Source organism: Streptomyces colwelliae (assembly GCF_048158785.1).
In the GTDB taxonomy this organism is placed as follows: Bacteria; Actinomycetota; Actinomycetes; order Streptomycetales; family Streptomycetaceae; genus Streptomyces.
In genome coordinates, this window is the sequence record NZ_JBLTJC010000216.1 from 1 (window position 1) to 17789 (window position 17789).

Here is a 17789-nt window from a genome sequence, read left to right on the forward strand (position 1 = left end):
GCCCTGAACCGCCTCCGGGTGAACCGCCTCCGGGGCCTTCTCCGGGGCCCCTCTCTCCGGGGCCGGGTCCCCCGTCTCCTGCGCGGCCTTCTCCAGGTCCACGCGGTCCGCGTCCTCGCGTTCCCCCTCCTCGCGGTCCACGTCGACCCGTTCGAGCTCCGTCGTCTCCGGGTCCTCCGAGTCCAGCAACTGCACGGCGTGGCGGCCGAGTTGGGCGACCAGCGTGCCCGGCAGCCACGGGTCGCGGGAGCGGCCGCCGGAGACCGTGTCCTCGGCGCCCGTGCGGTCGAGGATGCGGTTGAGGGTGGGGCGGGTGGCCGGGTCCTTGCGGAGGCAGTCGCGGACCAGGTCGGCGATGCCCTCGGGGACTCCCGACAGGTCGGGTTCCTCCTGGGCGATGCGGAACATCAGGGCGTGGACGCCGCTGTTGGCGGTGCCGAAGGGGAGGGTGCCGGTCGCGGCGTAGGCGAGGACGGAGCCGAGGCAGAAGACGTCGCACGCCGGGGTGATGCGGTCGCCCCGCACCTGTTCCGGTGCCATGAAACCGGGCGAGCCGACCAGCGAACCGGTGCGGGTGAGCCCGTCCCCGGCCTGTGTCTCCAGGGCTCGCGCTATGCCGAAGTCGATGACGCGGGGACCGTCGATGGTCACCAGCACGTTGGACGGCTTGAGGTCGCGGTGGACGATGCCGGCGGCGTGGATGTCCTGGAGCGCGTGCGCGAGACCGGCCGCGAGGATCCGTACCGACCGCTCGGGCAGTGCCCCGTGATCGCGCCCGACGACCTGTTGCAGGCTCGGCCCGGCGACGTACCCGGTGGCCACCCACGGCACCTCGGCCTCGGTGTCGGCGTCCAGCACGGGCGCCGTCCAGTGACCGCCGACCCGGCGCGCGGCCCGCACCTCCTGCCGGAACCGTGCCCGGAACTCCTCCTGCGCGGCGAGGTCCTCCCGCACCAGCTTCACGGCGACCGTGCGCCCCCGGTCCGACCGGGCCAGATACACATGCCCCATGCCACCGGCCCCGAGCCGGGCCAGCAGCCGATACGCCCCGATCCGCTGCGGATCGGCCGCCCCCAGTTTCTCCACGACCGCGCCGCCTCCCCTGAATTCCCCGGTCACGCCCCGGTCGCGCCCCTGTGCTCCGCGACAGACCGAGAATAGTGCGGGGACAGGGCGCGATGGCCGGGGCGGTGTCTACGGTTCCGTAACAGGAGACCCTCGCCCCCCTCTGCGGGCTGGGGTCATTTCTAACTGGTCACATGGACCGACGGCGGTTAGATTCACCCCCGGCTTCCGGCGAACCCCCTGGACAACCTGTCGCGGAAACCTCCCGACCACAGACAGGACGCCGATTCCGTTTCCGCATCGCGGACATTTACGCTCACCGGCATGACCCCTCAGCCCAACCCCCAGGCCGGCGCCGCCGTGAAGGCCGCGGACCGCGCGCACGTGTTCCACTCCTGGTCCGCGCAGGAGCTCATCGACCCGCTCGCCGTGGCCGGCGCGGAGGGGTCGTACTTCTGGGACTACGACGGCAGGCGCTACCTGGACTTCACCAGTGGGCTCGTCTACACGAACATCGGCTACCAGCACCCGAAGGTCGTCGCCGCGATCCAGGAGCAGGCCGCGACGATGACCACCTTCGCGCCCGCCTTCGCGATCGAGGCCCGCTCGGAGGCGGCCCGGCTCATCGCCGAGCGGACGCCCGGGGACCTGGACAAGATCTTCTTCACCAACGGCGGCGCGGACGCCGTCGAGCACGCGACGCGCATGGCCCGGCTGCACACCGGCCGCCCCAAGGTGCTCTCCGCCTACCGCTCGTACCACGGCGGTACGCAGCAGGCGATCAACCTCACCGGGGATCCCCGCCGTTGGGCCAGCGACAGCGCCGCGGCCGGGGTCGTGCACTTCTGGGCGCCCTTCCTGTACCGGTCCCGTTTCTACGCCGAGACCGAGGCGCAGGAGTGCGAGCGCGCGCTGGAGCACCTGGAGACGACGATCGCCTTCGAGGGTCCCGCCACGATCGCCGCGATCGTCCTGGAGACCGTTCCGGGGACCGCCGGGATCATGGTGCCGCCGCCCGGTTATCTCGCCGGGGTCCGTGAGATCTGCGACAAGTACGGGATCGTCTTCATCCTGGACGAGGTGATGGCCGGGTTCGGGCGGACCGGTGAGTGGTTCGCGGCCGATCTGTTCGACGTCGTACCGGACCTGATGACCTTCGCGAAGGGCGTGAACTCCGGGTACGTGCCGCTCGGCGGTGTCGCCATCTCCGGCGCGATCGCGGACACCTTCGGCAAGCGGCCCTACCCGGGCGGCCTGACGTACTCCGGGCACCCGCTGGCCTGTGCCGCGGCCGTCGCGACGATCAACGTCATGGCCGAGGAGGGGGTCGTAGAGAACGCGAAGACCCTTGGTACGACCGTCGTCGAGCCCGCGCTGCGGGCGCTGGCCGAGCGGCACCCGAGCATCGGCGAGGTGCGCGGCGTCGGGATGTTCTGGGCGCTGGAGCTGGTGAAGGACCGGGAGACGCGCGAGCCGCTGGTGCCGTACAACGCGGCCGGTGAGGCGAACGCGGCGATGGCCGCCTTCGGGGCCGCCGCCAAGCAGCAGGGGCTGTGGCCGTTCATCAACATGAACCGCACCCACGTCGTCCCGCCGCTCAACGTGACCGAGGCCGAGCTGAAGGAGGGCCTCGCGGCTCTGGACGCGGCGCTCTCCGTCGCGGACGAATTCACCGCGTAAAACGGCGTGTAATTCGGCGCCGAATACACCTCTTAGCACCCGGAATGGGCGGGTCCGTTCAACTGGTGCCCGCATCCGGGCAGGACGGGAACCCGAACGCGTAAGGTGGCGTGCTCGTAGACATATACGAGTACGCCATCGAACGCGACGAGGGAGACGCCCCGACGATGCCCGGAGGAAGCAGCGGCAGCGGCGCCGTGACCCGCAGCACCCTGCGGCAGCAGATCGCCGACGCGCTTCGCGACGAGGTCCTGGCCGGCCGGCTCCAACCCGGTCAGGAGTTCACGGTGAAGGAGATCGCCGAGCAGTACGGCGTCTCCGCGACTCCGGTCCGGGAAGCTCTCGTCGATCTCTCCGCGCAGGGACTCCTGGAAGCCGACCAGCACCGCGGCTTCCGCGTCCACGAGTACTCGGTGGCCGACCACCGCGGGATGATCGAGGCCCGCGCCCTGGTCACCGAAGGCATGTTCCTGGCCCTCATCGAGGGCCACCCCGTCTTCGACCGCACCGACGACCCCCGTACGGTCGCCGCGCTCGCCGGTGTCCGCCGCCGCGGCGAGGAGGCGCAGCGCGCCGCCGACGCCGGTGACCTGACCGTCCTGATCGGCTACGACCTGCGCTACTGGCGCGAGTTGAGCGCCATGTTCGGCAATCCCTACCTCGGCGACTTCCTGCACCGGCTGCGCGTGCAGTCCTGGGTGTGCACGGTGCAGCATCTGCGCCGGGTGAGCGATCTGCGCGGCCGGCTGTGGTCCGAGCACACCGAACTGGTCGACGCCCTGGCGCGCCGCGACACCCCGGCCGCGCGCTCGATCGTCCTGGCGTACAACAAGCACTCCCTCGACCTCATCGAGCGGCTGGCCGCCCGGTGACCGGACCGGAAAGGGCCACTCCGGCCGTGGACAGTGCCTCCGTGGACCCCGGTCTCGCCGTAGACCTCAGTGTCGTCGTGCCCGCCTACAACGAGGAACAGCGGCTCGGGCCGACGCTCGACGCGATCACCACGTACCTGGGCGACAACGAGGGCCGCTTCGGCGACTGGGAGATCATCGTCGCCGACGACGGCTCCGACGACGGGACCCGGGACGTCGTCATCTCCCGCGCCGACCCGCGCGTGCAGTTGGTCACCAGCCCCCGCAACCGCGGCAAGGGCCACGCCCTGCGCCTCGGGGTCGCCGCCACACGCGGGCACCGGGTGCTGGTCACCGACGCCGATCTGGCCGCGCCCATCGAGGAGTTGGAGAAACTCGACAAGGAGCTGAGCGAGGGCCGCGCGGCCGCGATCGGCTCCCGCGCCGCGCCGGGCGCGACGATCGAGAGCCACCAGCATCCGATACGCGAACTCCTGGGCCGCGCCGGCAACTTCCTGATACGCCAGGCCGCGGTGCCCGGCATACGCGACACCCAGTGCGGCTTCAAGCTCTTCGAGGGCGACCGCGCCCGCGAGGCCTTCGCCGCCTCCCGCATCAACGGCTGGGGCATCGACGTGGAGGTCCTCCAGCACTTCCGCCGCGCGGACTGGGAGGTCGCCGAGGTCCCGGTGCGCTGGGCCCACCAGTCCGGCTCGAAGGTACGGCCCCTCGACTACGCCAAGGTCCTCACCGAACTCGGCCGCCTCCGCGCCCGCTCCCTGCGCCCGGTCGACGTCCTGGTCGTCATCCTGTTCCTCCTGATGTCGATCGGCCTCTACTCGGGCCGCCTCTTCGACCCGGACCACCGCTACCTGGTCGACTCGCTCCAGGACCAGAACCAGTGGGAGTGGTTCTTCGCGGTCACGGCCGACAACGTGGCCCACCTCCACAACCCGTTCTTCTCGAACCTCCAGGGCTTCCCCGACGGCGTGAACCTCATGGCCAACACGGTCATGCTGGGCCTGTCGGTGCCCTTCGCGCCCCTCACCCTGCTGGCCGGCCCCGCGGTCTCGCTCAGCGTCTGCATGATGCTCGGCCTCGCGGCCACGGCCGCCGCCTGGTACTGGCTGATCGTGAAGCGCGTCGTACGGCAACGGGCCGCGGCCTTCGTCGGCGCCTCCCTCGCCGCCTTCGCCCCGCCGATGGTCAGCCACGCCAACGCGCACCCGAACTTCGTCATCCTCTTCATGATCCCGCTGATCATCGACCGCGCCCTGCGCCTGTGCGCGGGGACCCGGGTCGTCCGCGACGGCGTCGTGCTCGGCGTGCTGGCGGCCTACCAGATCTTCCTCGGCGAGGAGCCCCTGCTCCTGGCGTCGATCGGCATGGTCCTGTTCGCGGCGTCGTACGGAGTCATCCGCAGGGACGTGGTGAAGACGTCCTGGCGCCCCCTGCTGAAGGGCCTGGCCATCGCGGCCGGGGTCTGCGCGCCGATCATCCTGATCCCGCTCTACTACCAGTTCATGGGCCCGCAGAGCTACAAGAGCGTCCTGCACGGCGACAACGCAGGCAACAGCCCCCTCGCCCTGCTCTCCTTCGCCGAACGCTCCCTGATCGCGGGCAACGAGGTCCGGGCCGACGCCCTCTCCCTCAACCCCACCGAGCAGAACGCCTTCTACGGCTGGCCGCTCGTCCTCCTCGCCTTCGCGATCGTCGTACGACTGTGGGAGCACGCCCTCGTCAAGGCGCTGGCGTTCACGGCGGTCGCGGCGGCGGTCCTCTCCATGGGCCCCAAGATCCGCATCCCGCTCACGGACACGGTCTACCCCGGCCCCTGGGCCCTGCTCGCCCACAAGCCGCTCTTCGAGTCGGTGATCGAGGGCCGGGTCGCGATGGTCTGCGCACCGGCGCTGGGCATGCTGCTCGCGATAGCGGTGGACAAGCTGGCGGCGACACGGCAGATAGGCACGCAGTACATCGGTCTGCTCGCCGTGTGCATGGCCGTGATCCCGATCATCCCGGCACCGCTCAAGGCGGTCGACCGGGCAGCGGTGCCGGCCTTCTTCACGGACGGCACCTACAAGTCGTACGTCCGCGCCGGCGAATCCCTCGTCCCGGTCCCGCTCGCCGACCCGGGCGCCGCGGAACCCCTGCACTGGCAGACGGCGTCCGGCCTCGGCTTCAAGATGCCGGGCGGCTACTTCAACGGCCCCTACGGCGACGACCGCATCGGCATCTACGGCGCCTCGCCCCGCTACACCTCCAACATGCTGCGGGACGTGCGCTACACCGGCGTCATCCCCACCATCGGCAAGAACTGGCAGGCGCAGGCCAGGACGGACTTCGCGTTCTGGCACGCGGGCGCGCTGGTGCTCGCGCCGCAGCCCAACGACGACAAGCTCCGCACGGCCGTGGACAAGCTGGTCGGCAAACCCGGTAAGTGGGTGGCCGGCGTGTGGGTATGGGACCTGCACGAGGGGAGCTGACCCGGGCCGCACCGACTACTCTTCCCCCTACTCTTGCCTGACCACCATGCGAGATCCACGCTGCGCAGCGAGTAACCGAGGAGCCCCCTTTTGGCCTGTGACCTGTGGCTGGTCCCGCTCGTCGACGTGTTGTGCCACACCCCCGACAATCCGTTCGCCGACGAACTCGCGCTCTACAACTCCCTGTTGGCCGAGGCCGGACTCCCTCCGGTGCCGGTGTACCAGTACATGCCGGGCCTGTCCGGCGAGGTCGCCCCGGTGGCCGGCTTCGACTACGACGCGCTGCACTTCCTGCGCCGGGCCTACCTCCTCCAGGTCTGCGGTCTCCCGGTGACGCCGGTCGACGAACTGGGCGGCGACTACGAACAGCTCCTGGAGATGTTCGAGACCACGGCCCAGCAGTCCCACCTGGTCTGGCACTACGACCACGCGGGCGCGTACGTCCCCGTCGACTTCCCGCACCCGCTCGCGAACGACGAACTCCTCGCCGGCGGCGGGCCCTTGGGCTCCTCCCAAGCCCTCCTCCGTGAGCTGGAGTTCGTGGCCCCGACGATCGGCATCGACCCGGCGAACCCGCCGTCACCCCCGGAACCCCCCTCCGCTCCCACGGAGTTGGAGGAGCCGGCCGTAGCCGCGCCGTACGATCCCAGCCCCTTCGCCCGGGAGCGCCATGTGTGGCTGGGCCTGCACGCGGCGGCGACGCGCAGCCTGGCGCAGGGCTCGATGATCGTGTTCAGCTAGTACTCCACGATCCGGCTCACGCCCCTCCCGGCTAGACGGCGGTGCGTCCGGCGTCGGCCGCAAGGGTGGCGCCGGTGAGGTAGCTCGCGCGGTCCGAGGCGAGGAAGAGGATCACCTCGGCGATCTCACGCGGGGCCGCGAGCCGGCCGAGCAGGGTGGTCTTCGCGAACTGCACGGCGTTCTCCTCACCCATGTTCGCCAGGACCATGTCGGTCCGCGTGGGACCCGGCGCGACGGTGTTCACGCGCACGCCCGCCGGACTGAACTCGGCCGCCCAGGTGCGCGTCAGCGACTCCAGCGCGGCCTTGGTGGCGCTGTAGACGGACAGCCCGGGCAGGCCGATCCGGGCGGCCATGGTGCTGACGTTGACGATGGAGCCGGAGCCCTTGGCGATCATCGCGGGAACCAGGGCCGCGGTGAGGAGGTACGGGGCGCGGACGTTGGCCGCGAGGGTCTCGTCGAGCGTGCCTGGGTCCTGGTCCACGGTCGGCGCTCCGGGGAAGATCGCCGCGTTGTTGACCAGGATGTCGACGGGCCCGGCCGCGTCGGCGAGGCGGCGCAGCGCGGCCGGATCGGTGAGGTCGGCGGCGACGAAGCGCGCCCTGCCACCGGCGTCCGTGATCGACCGTACGGTCGCGGCCCCGCGCTCGACGTTGCGTCCGGAGACGACGACCTCGGCGCAGGCCGCGGCCAGTAGCCGTGCCGTCTCGGCGCCGATGCCACCCGTCGAGCCGGTGACGAGGGCGACCTTGTCGGAGAGTTCCATGGCGATTCCTTCCAGGAATGGGTTGTGCGACCCACACTGGTCCGAAAAAAATGGGTTGTCCAATCCAGAATCTGCTAGCGTTGCGGGCATGAGTACCGAGGTACGCCGGTCCCCCGAGAAGAAGCTGACCCGCAAGGGGCAGGAGACCCGGCGCCGGATCGTGGCCGCCGCCGCGCAGCTCATGTACGAGCGGGGCGTGACCGAGGCGACCCTGGAGGACGTGCGGGCGGCCGCCGGGGTGAGCGGCTCGCAGATCTACCACTACTTCGCCGACAAGCAGGAACTGCTGCTGGCCGTGATCGAGTTCCAGACCGAGGCGGTGCTGGACATGCAGAAACCGCTCTTCGCCGGGCTCGACACCATGAAGGGCCTACGGCAGTGGCGGGACGCCCTGGTGGAGTACCAGCTCCGGATGCAGTGCCGCGGCGGCTGCCCGATAGGCTCCCTCGGCAGCGAGATCGCCGAGACCAACCCCGAGGCACGGCTCGCCGCGGCCAGCGGCTTCCTGCGCTGGGAGTCGGCGATCCGCGGCGGCCTCCAGGCGATGCACGACCGCGGTGAACTCGACACCGACCCCGACGACCTCGCCCTCGCGACGCTCGCCGCGCTCCAGGGCGGCCTTCTGCTCACCCAACTACAGCGCCAGGTCAGGCCGTTGGAAGTGGCGCTGGACGCGATGCTCGACCACATCGAGGCGCACCTGAAGCTCACCTGAGGCGAGCGCGAGGGGTGCCGGTTCCGTTGCGTCGGCCGGTGGTCTCAGCCGGTGGTGCGGGAGCTGTCCTCGGCCGCCGTCGCCATGTCCTGCGTGCCGATGACGCCGAGCAGTTCGAGCTGGGCGGCGCCCTCGGTGCCGGGCGGGGCCGTGAACCACAGGACGCGCTGGCGGCCGTCCTCGCTGAACAGGCTGTGGCAGTCCAGCTCGATGACGCCCAGCGCGGGGTGCACGATGCGCTTGTGATCGGTGCGGCGCAGACCCACGTCGTGGGTGTCCCACAGGGCGGCGAACTCCGCGCTGCGCCGCCGCAGCGCGGCCGTCATCCACGGACCTGTACGCCAAGATCTTCGGCGACGGCGCCCGCGCCACCACGCTCGTCCTGGTGGAGGAAGTCGCCGACGCGGGCTGGGGCATCGGCGGCGTCCTGACCCTCGCCAAGATCCAGGGAACGCCGCAGCAATGAGGACCCGGTCCCGAGTGAGGACCTAACGGACCTTGGTCAGACCGCTCGTGACGTCCTCCGCGTTCATCACCGGGGTGTAGGTCAACTCGGCGCCCAGGTTGAGGAAGAGCGGCTCACTGATCGACGGGATGTCGGAGGGGTCCGCCAGGTCGAAGAACAGGAACGCGGTGCGCTTGCCGTTCTCGGCGGTGAAGTAGGCCGCCTCGGGCTTGATCTGCTCCAGGGTCTCCTGCATCAGCTTCCCGAGAGTCCCGTTCCGGATGGCGTCGTTCCCCTTCTCCGTGTCCATGGACGCTTTCAGCATCATGCGCATCGCAGTCACCTTCTCCTGGTCGGCGTGCGCGGGGTGGACACATTCAGGATATGCCCGAACAAAGGGGGCGTCCCGGTGGGGGCGCCCCCTTTCCGTTCACCGCTGGTGCGGCAACCGGATCGTCCGCACGAGAGGCATGTCCGCGTACGCGTCAGGGTCGACGGTCACGACATGCCGCCCGTCGGGCCAGTCGACGGTCGGCCGGGACAGGTGGATCGCATGACCGAGCCGCCACTCCACCCCGTCGCGCAGCAGCGCACCCACGGTGGACGCCCCCGAGAAGTCCAACTCGACGATCTCCACGGCGGGCAGAGCCCCGATGTGCTCGGCGAGCCCCTTGCGCATGCCGTCGGCAGCGGCCAGGCACAGCGCGGGAACGTAGACGTGCCGGGTGGGCCCGTGCTCGGTGTTCGAGACGAACTGCGAGGCGAGTGAGTTCCCCGAACCGAGCGCCAGCAGGGCGGACTCGTCGAAGACGACGCCGGTCGATCCGGCCTTCGCCCCGCTCACAGACTGTCCACGGGCCGGCCGGCCTCAAGGTCCTGCCAGACCTTCTCCGCCCGGTCGTGATCCTCGTCGGTGAGCGTCACCCCGAAGTGCGTCTCGCAGTACGCCTTGGTCTCCTCGTACCGCTTCCGCAACTCCTCCTGCGTGGGCGTTGCCCCCGCCAGCTCGGCGATGAGATCGCGCATGGTCATCCCGCGCTCACGCGCCAGCACCATGAGGCGGTCACGGACAGCGGGGTCGACCTTGACGGTGGTGTCAGCCATGACGAAAGTATACTGCCGGTATACCTTCTCGGCCCTGTCGAGCACTGCAGTCATCGCATGCCTTTCGGTTGGGGTGACCCGGCTGCACGGGCGTGCGGCCGGGAGTCTGTGGAGCGCTTAAGCGAGCGCGGCCCGCCCCTGCAACAACGCACGAGCCAGCGCGCCTCCGCGCTGCGCGGCCTCGCGGTAGCCGGAGGCGCCGGGCTTGCGGGATTCGACTCGGACGGTGGTGACCGGCGAGGCCGTGGGGGCCGCCGGGCATTTCCGGCGGAGGCGGTTCTCGACGATGGCGCCGGGCGAGTACATCCGACGCGGCAGCCCGTCCGTCAGAGCCGCCCTCACCTGGACGCTCGTCGCACCCCGGTCCCACCACTCCTCGACCAGCGGCGCGAGCCGCGCAGCATCGGCGGCACCGAGCGTGAGCCGGGGCTCGGTCCGCCCCAACGAGCCGAGCAGCTTCGCGGCGAGCGCGGTGCGCTCGCTCAACTCGGCCTGGGGCGGCGGGGAGGGAGGTTCTTGTTCCCTGGTTTTTTCTCCCGAAGGGAGAGCGTCCGACGGTGCGAGGGCCGACTCGCCGGAGGCCAGGTTCTCGACTTTTTCTTCTTCACCCGCAGGCGGCTCGTCCTCGTACGGAGTGTCGAAAACCTCGTACACGGTGAAGAGTTGGCCGCTCTCCGGGTTCTTGCGCACCACGCGCCGCAGATACCGCGAATCCTCCAGCTCATGCAGGGCGGCGGCGATCCGCGACCGCCCCTCCTTGCGCTGATCGGCGAGCGTCCTGATGGTGACGCGGGCCTCGCTCGGGAGGCTCAAGAGGTACGTCAGTACGCCTACCGCGCACCAGGAGATGCTCCGGTCACGGAGAAGAGCGTTGGAGAAGACTGAAAAGGCGCGCGTGGGCGTCGTACGATGGATGCGCATCGGGAGTTGTGGCTCCAGGTGTCGGGCCCCCGGGTGTTAGCGCACCGCGGGGGCGTTTTCGTTGGCGTGACTCTATGCGCACGCAAAGCGACGAACGCAAGCCGTAACCGGCTTTTCCTGAGCGGGAGTTGGCGTTCTTCACTCCTGAGGGTGAAGGGCGGTCCGTAGCAGCAGCGTGTGGACGAAATGGTCCGGTGCCGTCGGGCGGTAGCGCCAAGTCAGGGGCCAGGTATGGCCGTTGAGGGCCGGTACCGGGATGTACGAGATGTGGTTCGGGCCGGCGGTGAGGCGGGTCACTCCGGGTGGCCATGGGCGGTGGGACGTGCTGCCGACCGGGACCAGGAAGTAGACCGCCCTGTTGCCCGTCGCCTCCTCCACGACCGGGCCCGGCGCCCCTCCCGTCATGCGCGCGAGCCTGTCCGCGAGGTCTCTGCCCTCGTCGCCGTCCACCCGCACCGCGTCGAACTGGACCCCTGCCTTGCGGAGTTGGATGCCGGTCGCGGGGATCCATTTCAGGTCACTTTGCGTATCCATGCGGATAGTTTCGGCGGGTCCGGCTAGCGTCTTCCATAACTCTGAGTCGACTGTCCGCGACGGTTGGACACGGGCGCGGAGTATTGGTGACCGGTTGAGTTCGGTTGAGTCCGGGGGTGACCGCGATGGCGCGGGCGGAGAACAAGTCGGAGGCGGGTGGTGCGGCGCATGTCGTCGCCGCCCTGGCGAAAGCGCTGCGTGAGCAACAGGGGTTCACACAGACTGAGTTGGGCAAGATGATCGGTTACACCGGTTCGGCGATCAGCGCGATGGAGACGTGCGCGCAGCCCGCGAGCGACGACATGCTCGTCAAGCTGGAGGAGAAGGTCGGGGCTGGGCTCGGGGTCTTCGACAAGGCGCGCAAGTGGATGCTGCTGGAGAAGTACCCGGTCCGGTTCCGTGGGTTCGCAGAGATCGAGGCAGGGGCCATCACGATCTCGTCGTACGAGACGCTGGTCGTCGACGGCCTGTTCCAGACCGAGGCCTACGCGCGGGCGTTGATCGGGGGCGGCTATCCGCCGGTGTCCGAGCAGAAGCGGGAAGAACTCGTCGAGGCGCGGCTGGCCCGCAGGAAACTCTTCGACCGGGACCCGACCCCGATGATTGAGCTGATCCTCGAAGAGAGCGTGCTGCGGCGGCCGTTCGGCAGCTGGGACGTACAGCGGGAGCAGTTGCGTTCGCTCGCCGAGGACGCACAGCGGGACAATGTATGTGTTCAGGTGCTGCCGTTGGATCGCGGGCTGCGCGGAACGTACGCGGGGGCCCGTGGCTCCATGAAGCTCGTGGTGACCAAGGAGCACGAGCACGTCGTGTACTTGGAGATCGAGGACCAGGGCATCCTGGTCAGCGATCCGCCGGAAGTGTCCCAACTGACGCACCGCTATGCGAAGATCCGCGCACAGGCTCTGAGCCCCGACGACTCCCTGAGCCTCATCGAGCGGTTGGCAGGAGAAGAGAGATGAGCGGCACCCGCGCCCTGCGGTGGTTCAAGTCCAGCTACAGCGACGGCGGTGGCGGGAACTGCGTCGAAGTCGCCTACGACTGGCGCAAGTCCTCGTACAGCGACGACGGTGGCGGGAACTGCGTCGAGATCGCCCCCTGCCCCCACTCCCTCCACATCCGCGACTCCAAGAACCCCGACGCCCCGCACCTCACCGTCTCCGGCGAAGCGTGGGCCGCCTTCCTCGTGGGGCGATAGGCCGATCTATGTAGTGTGCGGAAATGACAAGAAGCGAGCAGCTCGCGGACCAGTTGGACTGGTACTGGCGCACCAACCTGCGGCCGCGGCTGGACGGTCTCACCGACGCGGAGTACTTCTGGGAGCCGGTGCGCGACTGCTGGAGCATCCGCCCCCGTGGCACCTCGGCCGCACCGATGTCGGAAGGTTCCGGGGAGTGGACGATGGACTCCGCGCCCCCCGACCTGGTGCCGACGCCGGCGCCGGCGCCGGTGACCACGATCGCCTGGCGGCTGGCGCACATCGTCGTCGACTGCCTGGGCTATCGGGTCGGATGGTACTTCGGCGGCCAGGACTTCGACTCCGGGACATTCGCCTACGCGGGGACCGCCGACGAGGCGCTGAAACAGTTCGACGAGATGTACGGGAGATGGGACGCGGGGGTCCGCGCGCTCTCGGACGCCGACCTGGAGAATCCGCCCGCGGTGGGTCCCGAGCCGTATCCCCTGGAGAACAGGGTCCTGCACGTCAACAGGGAGCTGATCCATCACGGCGCCGAGATCTCCCTGCTGCGCGACCTCTACCTCCGGCAGGACGGACCCGTACCGCACCGCGTATGAACCCGGGGACCAGGGGACCAGGGGACCAGGGGCTTAACGGCCGTAGAAGACCCACAGGGACAAGGTCAGCACCGCGGCCCCGCGTACGGCGATCAGCCCCAGGCGCGCGGTGTTCGGCCGACCGCCCCGGAGCGACCACGTCCACGTCACCGCCAGGGACGCCGCGAGCACGAGGACAAGCGTCAACTCGGGCCGCGCGTAAGGGTCGTCGCGCCAGGGCCAGAGCAGGAACGACCACCACATCACCGCCGCCGTGGTGAGCACGGACTCCAGGACCAGGGCGATGCGGGCCTCACCCCGCCCCAGGACTTCCATGGTCATCCGTGCTCCTCACGCTCGGTGCCGAAGGCAGGTCCGGAGTCTAGAAGACCGCCGTACCCGCCTGCGTCAGCTTCCAGTTGGTCGCCGCGAAGGCCGTCGGGTCGATGGAACCCTTGGCCGTGGCGTAGGCGATCATCAGGTCGCGGACCTGGTTGGTGGAGCTGTAGGCCGTCTCCGCGGCGGCGATGTGCGGGTAGCCGCTGCCGCCGTTGGCGCGGTAGTTGTTGACCGCCACGACGAAGACCTGGTCGTCGGCGACCGCCGTGCCGTTGTAGGTCAGGTTCTTGATGCGGGAGCCCTCGGCCGCCGCGATGTCGATCTCGTAGTCGACGCCGGCCGCCGTGTCGTACATGTAGTCCCAGAAGCTGTTGGCGTTGGTGAGGGTCGCGGTGTCGACCTTCGTGCCGGCCGGCACCTGGTGGTAGTACTTCGCCGCGAACTCCAGGTAGTCCTTGAGCTGGGCGCCGGTGAGCTTCTTGCCGTACAGCGTGTTCTCGTAGATGTAGAGACCCGCCACGTCACGGATGGTCACGTCGCCCGCCGGGATGGTGGCCGTACGGCTGAAGCACGCGGCCACCGAGATCAGCGGGAGCGCGGCGTCCGCCGTGGACAGGCCCGACTTCACCGCGTCCATCTGGACCTGGTGGATGAAGTCGATGGCGGGGACGTCCTTCCAGCAGGCCTCCGCCGTCGACATGGCCTCCGTACAGGTGCCGATCGCGGTGTTGACGTACTTGACGACCAACTCGTGGTCGGCGGTGAGGAGTTCGGTGATCCGCTTGTCCTCCGCGACCGTGTTGCTGTTCAGCGTGGTCGCGGTGGTGCCGGTGATCTTCCAGCAGCCGCGCTCCAGTTCCAGCTCGAAGTCGAAGACCGAGAGGCGGTAGCCGTAGCAGTACGGCTCGGAGAGGACGACGTCCTTGCCGGTCTCCTCGTTCTTCACGGTGTACGACGGGACCTCGACGTGCGTGTGGCCGACGAGGATGGCGTCGATGCCGGGGACCTGCTCGGCGACCAGGTTCGACGCGTTCTCCACGTACGGGAGTTCGTCGCCCCACGACGTCGAACCGTCCAGGCCCGAGTGGTCGGTGAGGAAGACGACGTCACAGCCCAGCGCGCGCAGCCGGGGCACGTACTTCTTCGCCTGCTCGACGAGGCCGGTGAAGGTCATCTTCCCGGAGACGTTGTCCTTGTCCCACAGGGCGATGCCCGGGTTGGTGAGGCCGAGGATGCCGACCTTGATGTCGGGCGCCCCGGGCACCTTGATGTGCTTGACCGTGTAGGGCTCGAAGGCCGGCTTCAAGGTCTTCGCGTCCAGGGCGTTGGCGCCGAGCAGCGGGAAGTGGCACTGCTTCTCGAAGGTGCGGACGACCTCGATGCCGTAGTTGAACTCGTGGTTGCCGAGGGCGGCGGCGTCGTAGCGCATCTCGTTCATGGCGATCGCCATGGGGTGCTTGGGGCCGCGCTTGCCGTCGGTGCCGGTGATCGGGTCGACGCTCGCGTAGTACGACGCAAGGGACGTGCCCTGGATGATGTCGCCCGCGTCGACGAGGAGCACCCGGCCCTCGCCCTTCTCCGCGCGCAGGTTCTTGACGAGGGTGGCGATCCTGGCGATGCCGTACGTGTTGCCCTTGGAGTCCACCGGGGCCGCGTTGGTGTAGTAGTCCCAGTTGAAGACGTGGCTGTGCAGGTCGGTCGTGCCCAGGATGGAGAACGACCAGGTCTTCTTCGGCTTCGGCTTGGGCGTGGGCTTCGGGTGACGGTCGGCGGCCTCGGCCGGGGTCACCGCCGCCGTCCCCGCGACGGCCGCGACAGCGCCGGTGACGGCTGACTTCTGCACGAACTCACGGCGATTCATGGGATTGACGGGCATTCAGGACTCCTGGAAGGGCGGAAAGAGCGGGTGTGGCATGCGGGGCGCGGCGGGCTACCCGCGTAGATGCTGGCCTCCACCTGTTACCGGCGTAACCACGGACAGCCCAAGGGCCGGTCAAGGTTTCCCAAGACCGGCCCAAGTACCTCGATCAGGCGCGGCTCGATCGCCGCTCAACCGCCGCTCTAGATGAACGAGTTGATCTCGATCGTCTCCGTCCGCCCCGGGCCGACCCCGATCGCGGAGATCGGCGCGCCCGACATCTCCTCCAGTGCCTTCACGTACGCCTGCGCGTTCTTCGGGAGGTCCGCGAAGGTCTTGGCCTTCGTGATGTCCTCGCTCCAGCCGGGCAGGGTCTCGTAGATCGGCTTCGCGTGGTGGAAGTCGCTCTGCGAGTACGGGAGTTCCTCGACGCGCTTGCCGTCGATCTCGTACGCCACGCAGACCGGGATCTCCTCCCAGCCGGTGAGGACGTCGAGCTTGGTGAGGAAGAAGTCGGTCAGGCCGTTCACGCGGGTCGCGTAGCGGGCGATGACCGCGTCGAACCAGCCGCAGCGCCGGTCACGGCCGGTGGTGACGCCCCGCTCGCCGCCGATGCGGCGCAGCGCGTCGCCGTCCGCGTCGAAGAGTTCCGTGGGGAACGGGCCCGAGCCGACACGGGTCGTGTACGCCTTCAGGATGCCGATGACCCGGCTGATCTTCGTCGGGCCCACGCCCGCGCCGGTGCAGGCGCCGCCCGCGGTCGGGTTCGACGACGTCACGAAGGGATACGTGCCGTGGTCGATGTCCAGGAGGGTGCCCTGGCCGCCCTCGAAGAGGACCACCTTGTCGTCGTCCAGCGCCTTGTTGAGGATCAGGACGGTGTCGGCGACGTACGGCTTGAGGCGGTCCGCGTAGGACAGCAGCTCCTCGACGACCTGCTCGATGGCGATCGCGCGCCGGTTGTAGAGCTTGGTGAGCATCTGGTTCTTGATGTCGAGGGACGCCTCGACCTTCTGGGTCAGGATCGACTCGTCGTAGAGGTCCTGGACCCGGATGCCGACACGGTTGATCTTGTCCGCGTAGGTCGGGCCGATGCCGCGGCCGGTGGTGCCGATCTTCCGCTTCCCGAGGAAGCGCTCGGTCACCTTGTCCACCGTCACGTTGTAGGGCGTGATGATGTGAGCGTTACCGCTGATCAGGAGCTTGGACGTGTCGACGCCGCGCTCGTTCAGTCCGTTCAGCTCGGAGAACAGGACCGACGGGTCGACGACGACACCGTTTCCGATGACCGGAGTGCACTCCGGTGTGAGGATCCCGGAAGGGAGCAGGTGAAGGGCGTACTTCTGATCGCCCACGACTACCGTATGGCCGGCGTTGTTGCCGCCCTGGTAGCGCACCACATAGTCGACGGACCCACCTAGCAGGTCCGTCGCCTTTCCCTTGCCTTCGTCACCCCACTGAGCACCGAGCAGCACAAGTGCGGGCACGCGCGTACACCCCTTCCGGGCGGGGCATGTCCAAGGTCAGGGGCGTACGCGGCACGTGTGTGCCTCGCACGCCAGCGACCCTCGTCGGTCGCGACCCGTCGGACCGGATGCCCCGGAATAGACGAAGCCCCTGGCGCAATAGCGCAAGGGGCTCTTGCACAAAGATGCTACCCGAGGAAGCGAGGCATGGCCGAGGTGGCGACTTTCGCGACTTCCGATCAGCTGCTGATCGTCATCGATCCGGCCGCCCGGCGCACCGACGCGGAGTCCGTCCGTATCGCGAAAGACGTGCTCAGCGCGGGTGCGGCGACGAAGGTGTGTATGCCGGAGGGGCCCGAGGAATTCGCCCGGGTCCTGGCGCGGCGGGGGTCGCGCCGGCCGGTGGTGGTCGGCGACGACCGGGCGCTGCTGCGGGCGGTGTCCCTGCTGTACCGGCAGCGGGAGCTGGCCGGATGTGCGCTGTCGATGGTGCCGGTGGGGGGTGGGCTGTCCCTGGCGGGGGCGCTGGGCGTCCCCACGGGGGCGGTCGCCGCGGCGCGCGCGGTGCTCGACGGGGTCGTACGGCGGATGGATCTTCTGGTGGACGACAGTGACGGGGTGGTGCTCGGCGCCTTGCGGATTCCCTCGCTGCCTCCGATGCGGGAGGCTCCGCCGGTGGATCAGGAGGATGCGGTGACGGCGTCGTCCTCGTCCGGCTCCGGCTTCGGTTCCGGGTCTGGCTCCGGGCATGCGTCGTGGTTGCGGACGTGTCAGTCGCTGGTGCGGACGCTGGTGCCGGTGCGGCCGTCTCGGGAGCCGCTCGCCGGTGTGACCCGGCTCGGGCCCGCTCGGCTGCGGGTCGAGGTGGACGGGGTGACGCTGGTGGATCTCGACCAGCCCGTGGAGGGGGTGTCCGTGACGCCCCGGCGCGGAACTGGCCGCCGCCACGATCGGAGCCGCCGGTGCCGTGCTCCCGGACGACCTCGGCGAGCGGACGATGATCGGCGACGCGGGGGCTCACGCCCTGGGCGCGGTGCTGGGT

At 69.4% G+C, this 17789-nt stretch carries 20 protein-coding genes and 1 pseudogene; 10 read left to right on the forward strand and 11 right to left on the reverse strand.

All coding sequences use genetic code 11. The features are described 5' to 3' along the window. Window positions 1-1086: serine/threonine-protein kinase (locus ACNFOC_RS34165; protein ID WP_416962931.1), on the reverse strand; the 1086-nt coding region annotated here is incomplete at its 3' end. Window positions 1087-1389: 303 nt separating this feature from the next. Here ACNFOC_RS34165 and ACNFOC_RS34170 point away from each other — a divergent pair. From ACNFOC_RS34170 to ACNFOC_RS34185, 4 genes are all read left to right on the forward strand, one after another. After that, window positions 1390-2745, forward strand: coding sequence for an aspartate aminotransferase family protein (locus ACNFOC_RS34170; protein ID WP_416962917.1), 1356 nt, complete (start codon window positions 1390-1392; stop codon window positions 2743-2745). Window positions 2746-2912: 167 nt separating this feature from the next. Further along, window positions 2913-3617 carry a GntR family transcriptional regulator gene (locus ACNFOC_RS34175; protein WP_416962932.1) on the forward strand — a complete coding sequence of 235 codons (705 nt, stop codon included), beginning with the start codon at window positions 2913-2915 and terminating at the stop codon, window positions 3615-3617. 26 nt (window positions 3618-3643) lie between these two features. Then, window positions 3644-6082 carry a dolichyl-phosphate beta-glucosyltransferase gene (locus ACNFOC_RS34180; RefSeq protein WP_416962918.1) on the forward strand — a complete coding sequence of 813 codons (2439 nt, stop codon included), beginning with the start codon at window positions 3644-3646 and terminating at the stop codon, window positions 6080-6082. Between the two features lie 90 nt (window positions 6083-6172). Next, window positions 6173-6823, forward strand: coding sequence for a putative DNA-mimic protein (locus tag ACNFOC_RS34185; RefSeq protein WP_416962919.1), 651 nt, complete (start codon window positions 6173-6175; stop codon window positions 6821-6823). Window positions 6824-6854: 31 nt separating this feature from the next. Here ACNFOC_RS34185 and ACNFOC_RS34190 read toward each other — a convergent pair whose 3' ends face one another. Further along, entirely contained in the window at window positions 6855-7589 is a 735-nt protein-coding gene (locus ACNFOC_RS34190) for an SDR family NAD(P)-dependent oxidoreductase (RefSeq protein WP_416962920.1), read from the reverse strand. Window positions 7590-7677: 88 nt separating this feature from the next. Here ACNFOC_RS34190 and ACNFOC_RS34195 point away from each other — a divergent pair, with 88 nt between their 5' ends. Next, window positions 7678-8304 carry a TetR/AcrR family transcriptional regulator gene (locus ACNFOC_RS34195; protein ID WP_416962921.1) on the forward strand — a complete coding sequence of 209 codons (627 nt, stop codon included), beginning with the start codon at window positions 7678-7680 and terminating at the stop codon, window positions 8302-8304. A gap of 44 nt (window positions 8305-8348) precedes the next feature. On the opposite strand, the pseudogene ACNFOC_RS34200 reads toward ACNFOC_RS34195, so the two are convergent. After that, a pseudogene (locus ACNFOC_RS34200) lies at window positions 8349-8630 on the reverse strand (MmyB family transcriptional regulator); the annotation flags it as partial. Between the two features lie 8 nt (window positions 8631-8638). On the opposite strand from ACNFOC_RS34200, the gene ACNFOC_RS34205 reads away from it, so the two are divergent. Then, the gene (locus ACNFOC_RS34205; protein WP_416962933.1) at window positions 8639-8770 is read left to right on the forward strand and encodes a hypothetical protein; all 132 of its coding nucleotides are present in this window, start codon (window positions 8639-8641) and stop codon (window positions 8768-8770) included. Window positions 8771-8792: 22 nt separating this feature from the next. Here the strand turns inward: ACNFOC_RS34205 and ACNFOC_RS34210 are convergent, their stop codons facing one another. From ACNFOC_RS34210 to ACNFOC_RS34230, 5 genes are all read right to left on the reverse strand, one after another. Next, window positions 8793-9083, reverse strand: coding sequence for a hypothetical protein (locus ACNFOC_RS34210; RefSeq protein ID WP_393751108.1), 291 nt, complete (start codon window positions 9081-9083; stop codon window positions 8793-8795). A gap of 96 nt (window positions 9084-9179) precedes the next feature. Then, complete coding sequence (locus ACNFOC_RS34215) at window positions 9180-9593, reverse strand: PIN domain-containing protein (RefSeq protein WP_359611692.1); 414 nt, start codon at window positions 9591-9593, stop codon at window positions 9180-9182. After that, window positions 9590-9853 carry a hypothetical protein gene (locus ACNFOC_RS34220; protein WP_359280601.1) on the reverse strand — a complete coding sequence of 88 codons (264 nt, stop codon included), beginning with the start codon at window positions 9851-9853 and terminating at the stop codon, window positions 9590-9592. The genes ACNFOC_RS34215 and ACNFOC_RS34220 overlap by 4 nt, the downstream gene beginning before the upstream one ends. A gap of 117 nt (window positions 9854-9970) precedes the next feature. Next, window positions 9971-10666, reverse strand: a complete 696-nt coding sequence (locus ACNFOC_RS34225; protein ID WP_416962922.1) for a hypothetical protein — start codon at window positions 10664-10666, stop codon at window positions 9971-9973. A gap of 246 nt (window positions 10667-10912) precedes the next feature. Further along, window positions 10913-11308: a bifunctional DNA primase/polymerase gene (locus tag ACNFOC_RS34230; protein ID WP_416962923.1), complete on the reverse strand. Its 396-nt coding sequence runs from the start codon at window positions 11306-11308 to the stop codon at window positions 10913-10915. Between the two features lie 116 nt (window positions 11309-11424). Here ACNFOC_RS34230 and ACNFOC_RS34235 point away from each other — a divergent pair, with 116 nt between their 5' ends. Genes ACNFOC_RS34235 through ACNFOC_RS34245 form a run of 3 tightly spaced genes read left to right on the forward strand, consistent with a single transcriptional unit; the run spans window position 11425 to window position 13105 of the window. Continuing rightward, window positions 11425-12270: a Scr1 family TA system antitoxin-like transcriptional regulator gene (locus ACNFOC_RS34235; RefSeq protein ID WP_416962924.1), complete on the forward strand. Its 846-nt coding sequence runs from the start codon at window positions 11425-11427 to the stop codon at window positions 12268-12270. Continuing rightward, window positions 12267-12506: a DUF397 domain-containing protein gene (locus ACNFOC_RS34240; protein WP_416962925.1), complete on the forward strand. Its 240-nt coding sequence runs from the start codon at window positions 12267-12269 to the stop codon at window positions 12504-12506. The genes ACNFOC_RS34235 and ACNFOC_RS34240 overlap by 4 nt, the downstream gene beginning before the upstream one ends. Before the next feature lie 23 nt (window positions 12507-12529). Next, a complete protein-coding gene (locus ACNFOC_RS34245) occupies window positions 12530-13105 on the forward strand; it encodes a DinB family protein (protein ID WP_416962926.1) in 576 nt (191 codons plus the stop codon). Window positions 13106-13138: 33 nt separating this feature from the next. Here the strand turns inward: ACNFOC_RS34245 and ACNFOC_RS34250 are convergent, their stop codons facing one another. From ACNFOC_RS34250 to ACNFOC_RS34260, 3 genes are all read right to left on the reverse strand, one after another. Next, window positions 13139-13426 (reverse strand): hypothetical protein, encoded by a 288-nt coding sequence (locus tag ACNFOC_RS34250; protein ID WP_416962927.1) that lies wholly within the window; start codon window positions 13424-13426, stop codon window positions 13139-13141. 40 nt (window positions 13427-13466) lie between these two features. Beyond that, on the reverse strand, window positions 13467-15299 hold the full coding sequence (locus tag ACNFOC_RS34255) for a bifunctional metallophosphatase/5'-nucleotidase (protein ID WP_416962928.1): 1833 nt from the start codon (window positions 15297-15299) through the stop codon (window positions 13467-13469). 185 nt (window positions 15300-15484) lie between these two features. Beyond that, a complete protein-coding gene (locus ACNFOC_RS34260) occupies window positions 15485-16768 on the reverse strand; it encodes an adenylosuccinate synthase (RefSeq protein ID WP_416962929.1) in 1284 nt (427 codons plus the stop codon). Window positions 16769-16954: 186 nt separating this feature from the next. Here ACNFOC_RS34260 and ACNFOC_RS34265 point away from each other — a divergent pair. Next, window positions 16955-17789: diacylglycerol kinase family protein (locus ACNFOC_RS34265; protein ID WP_416962930.1), on the forward strand; the 835-nt coding region annotated here is incomplete at its 3' end.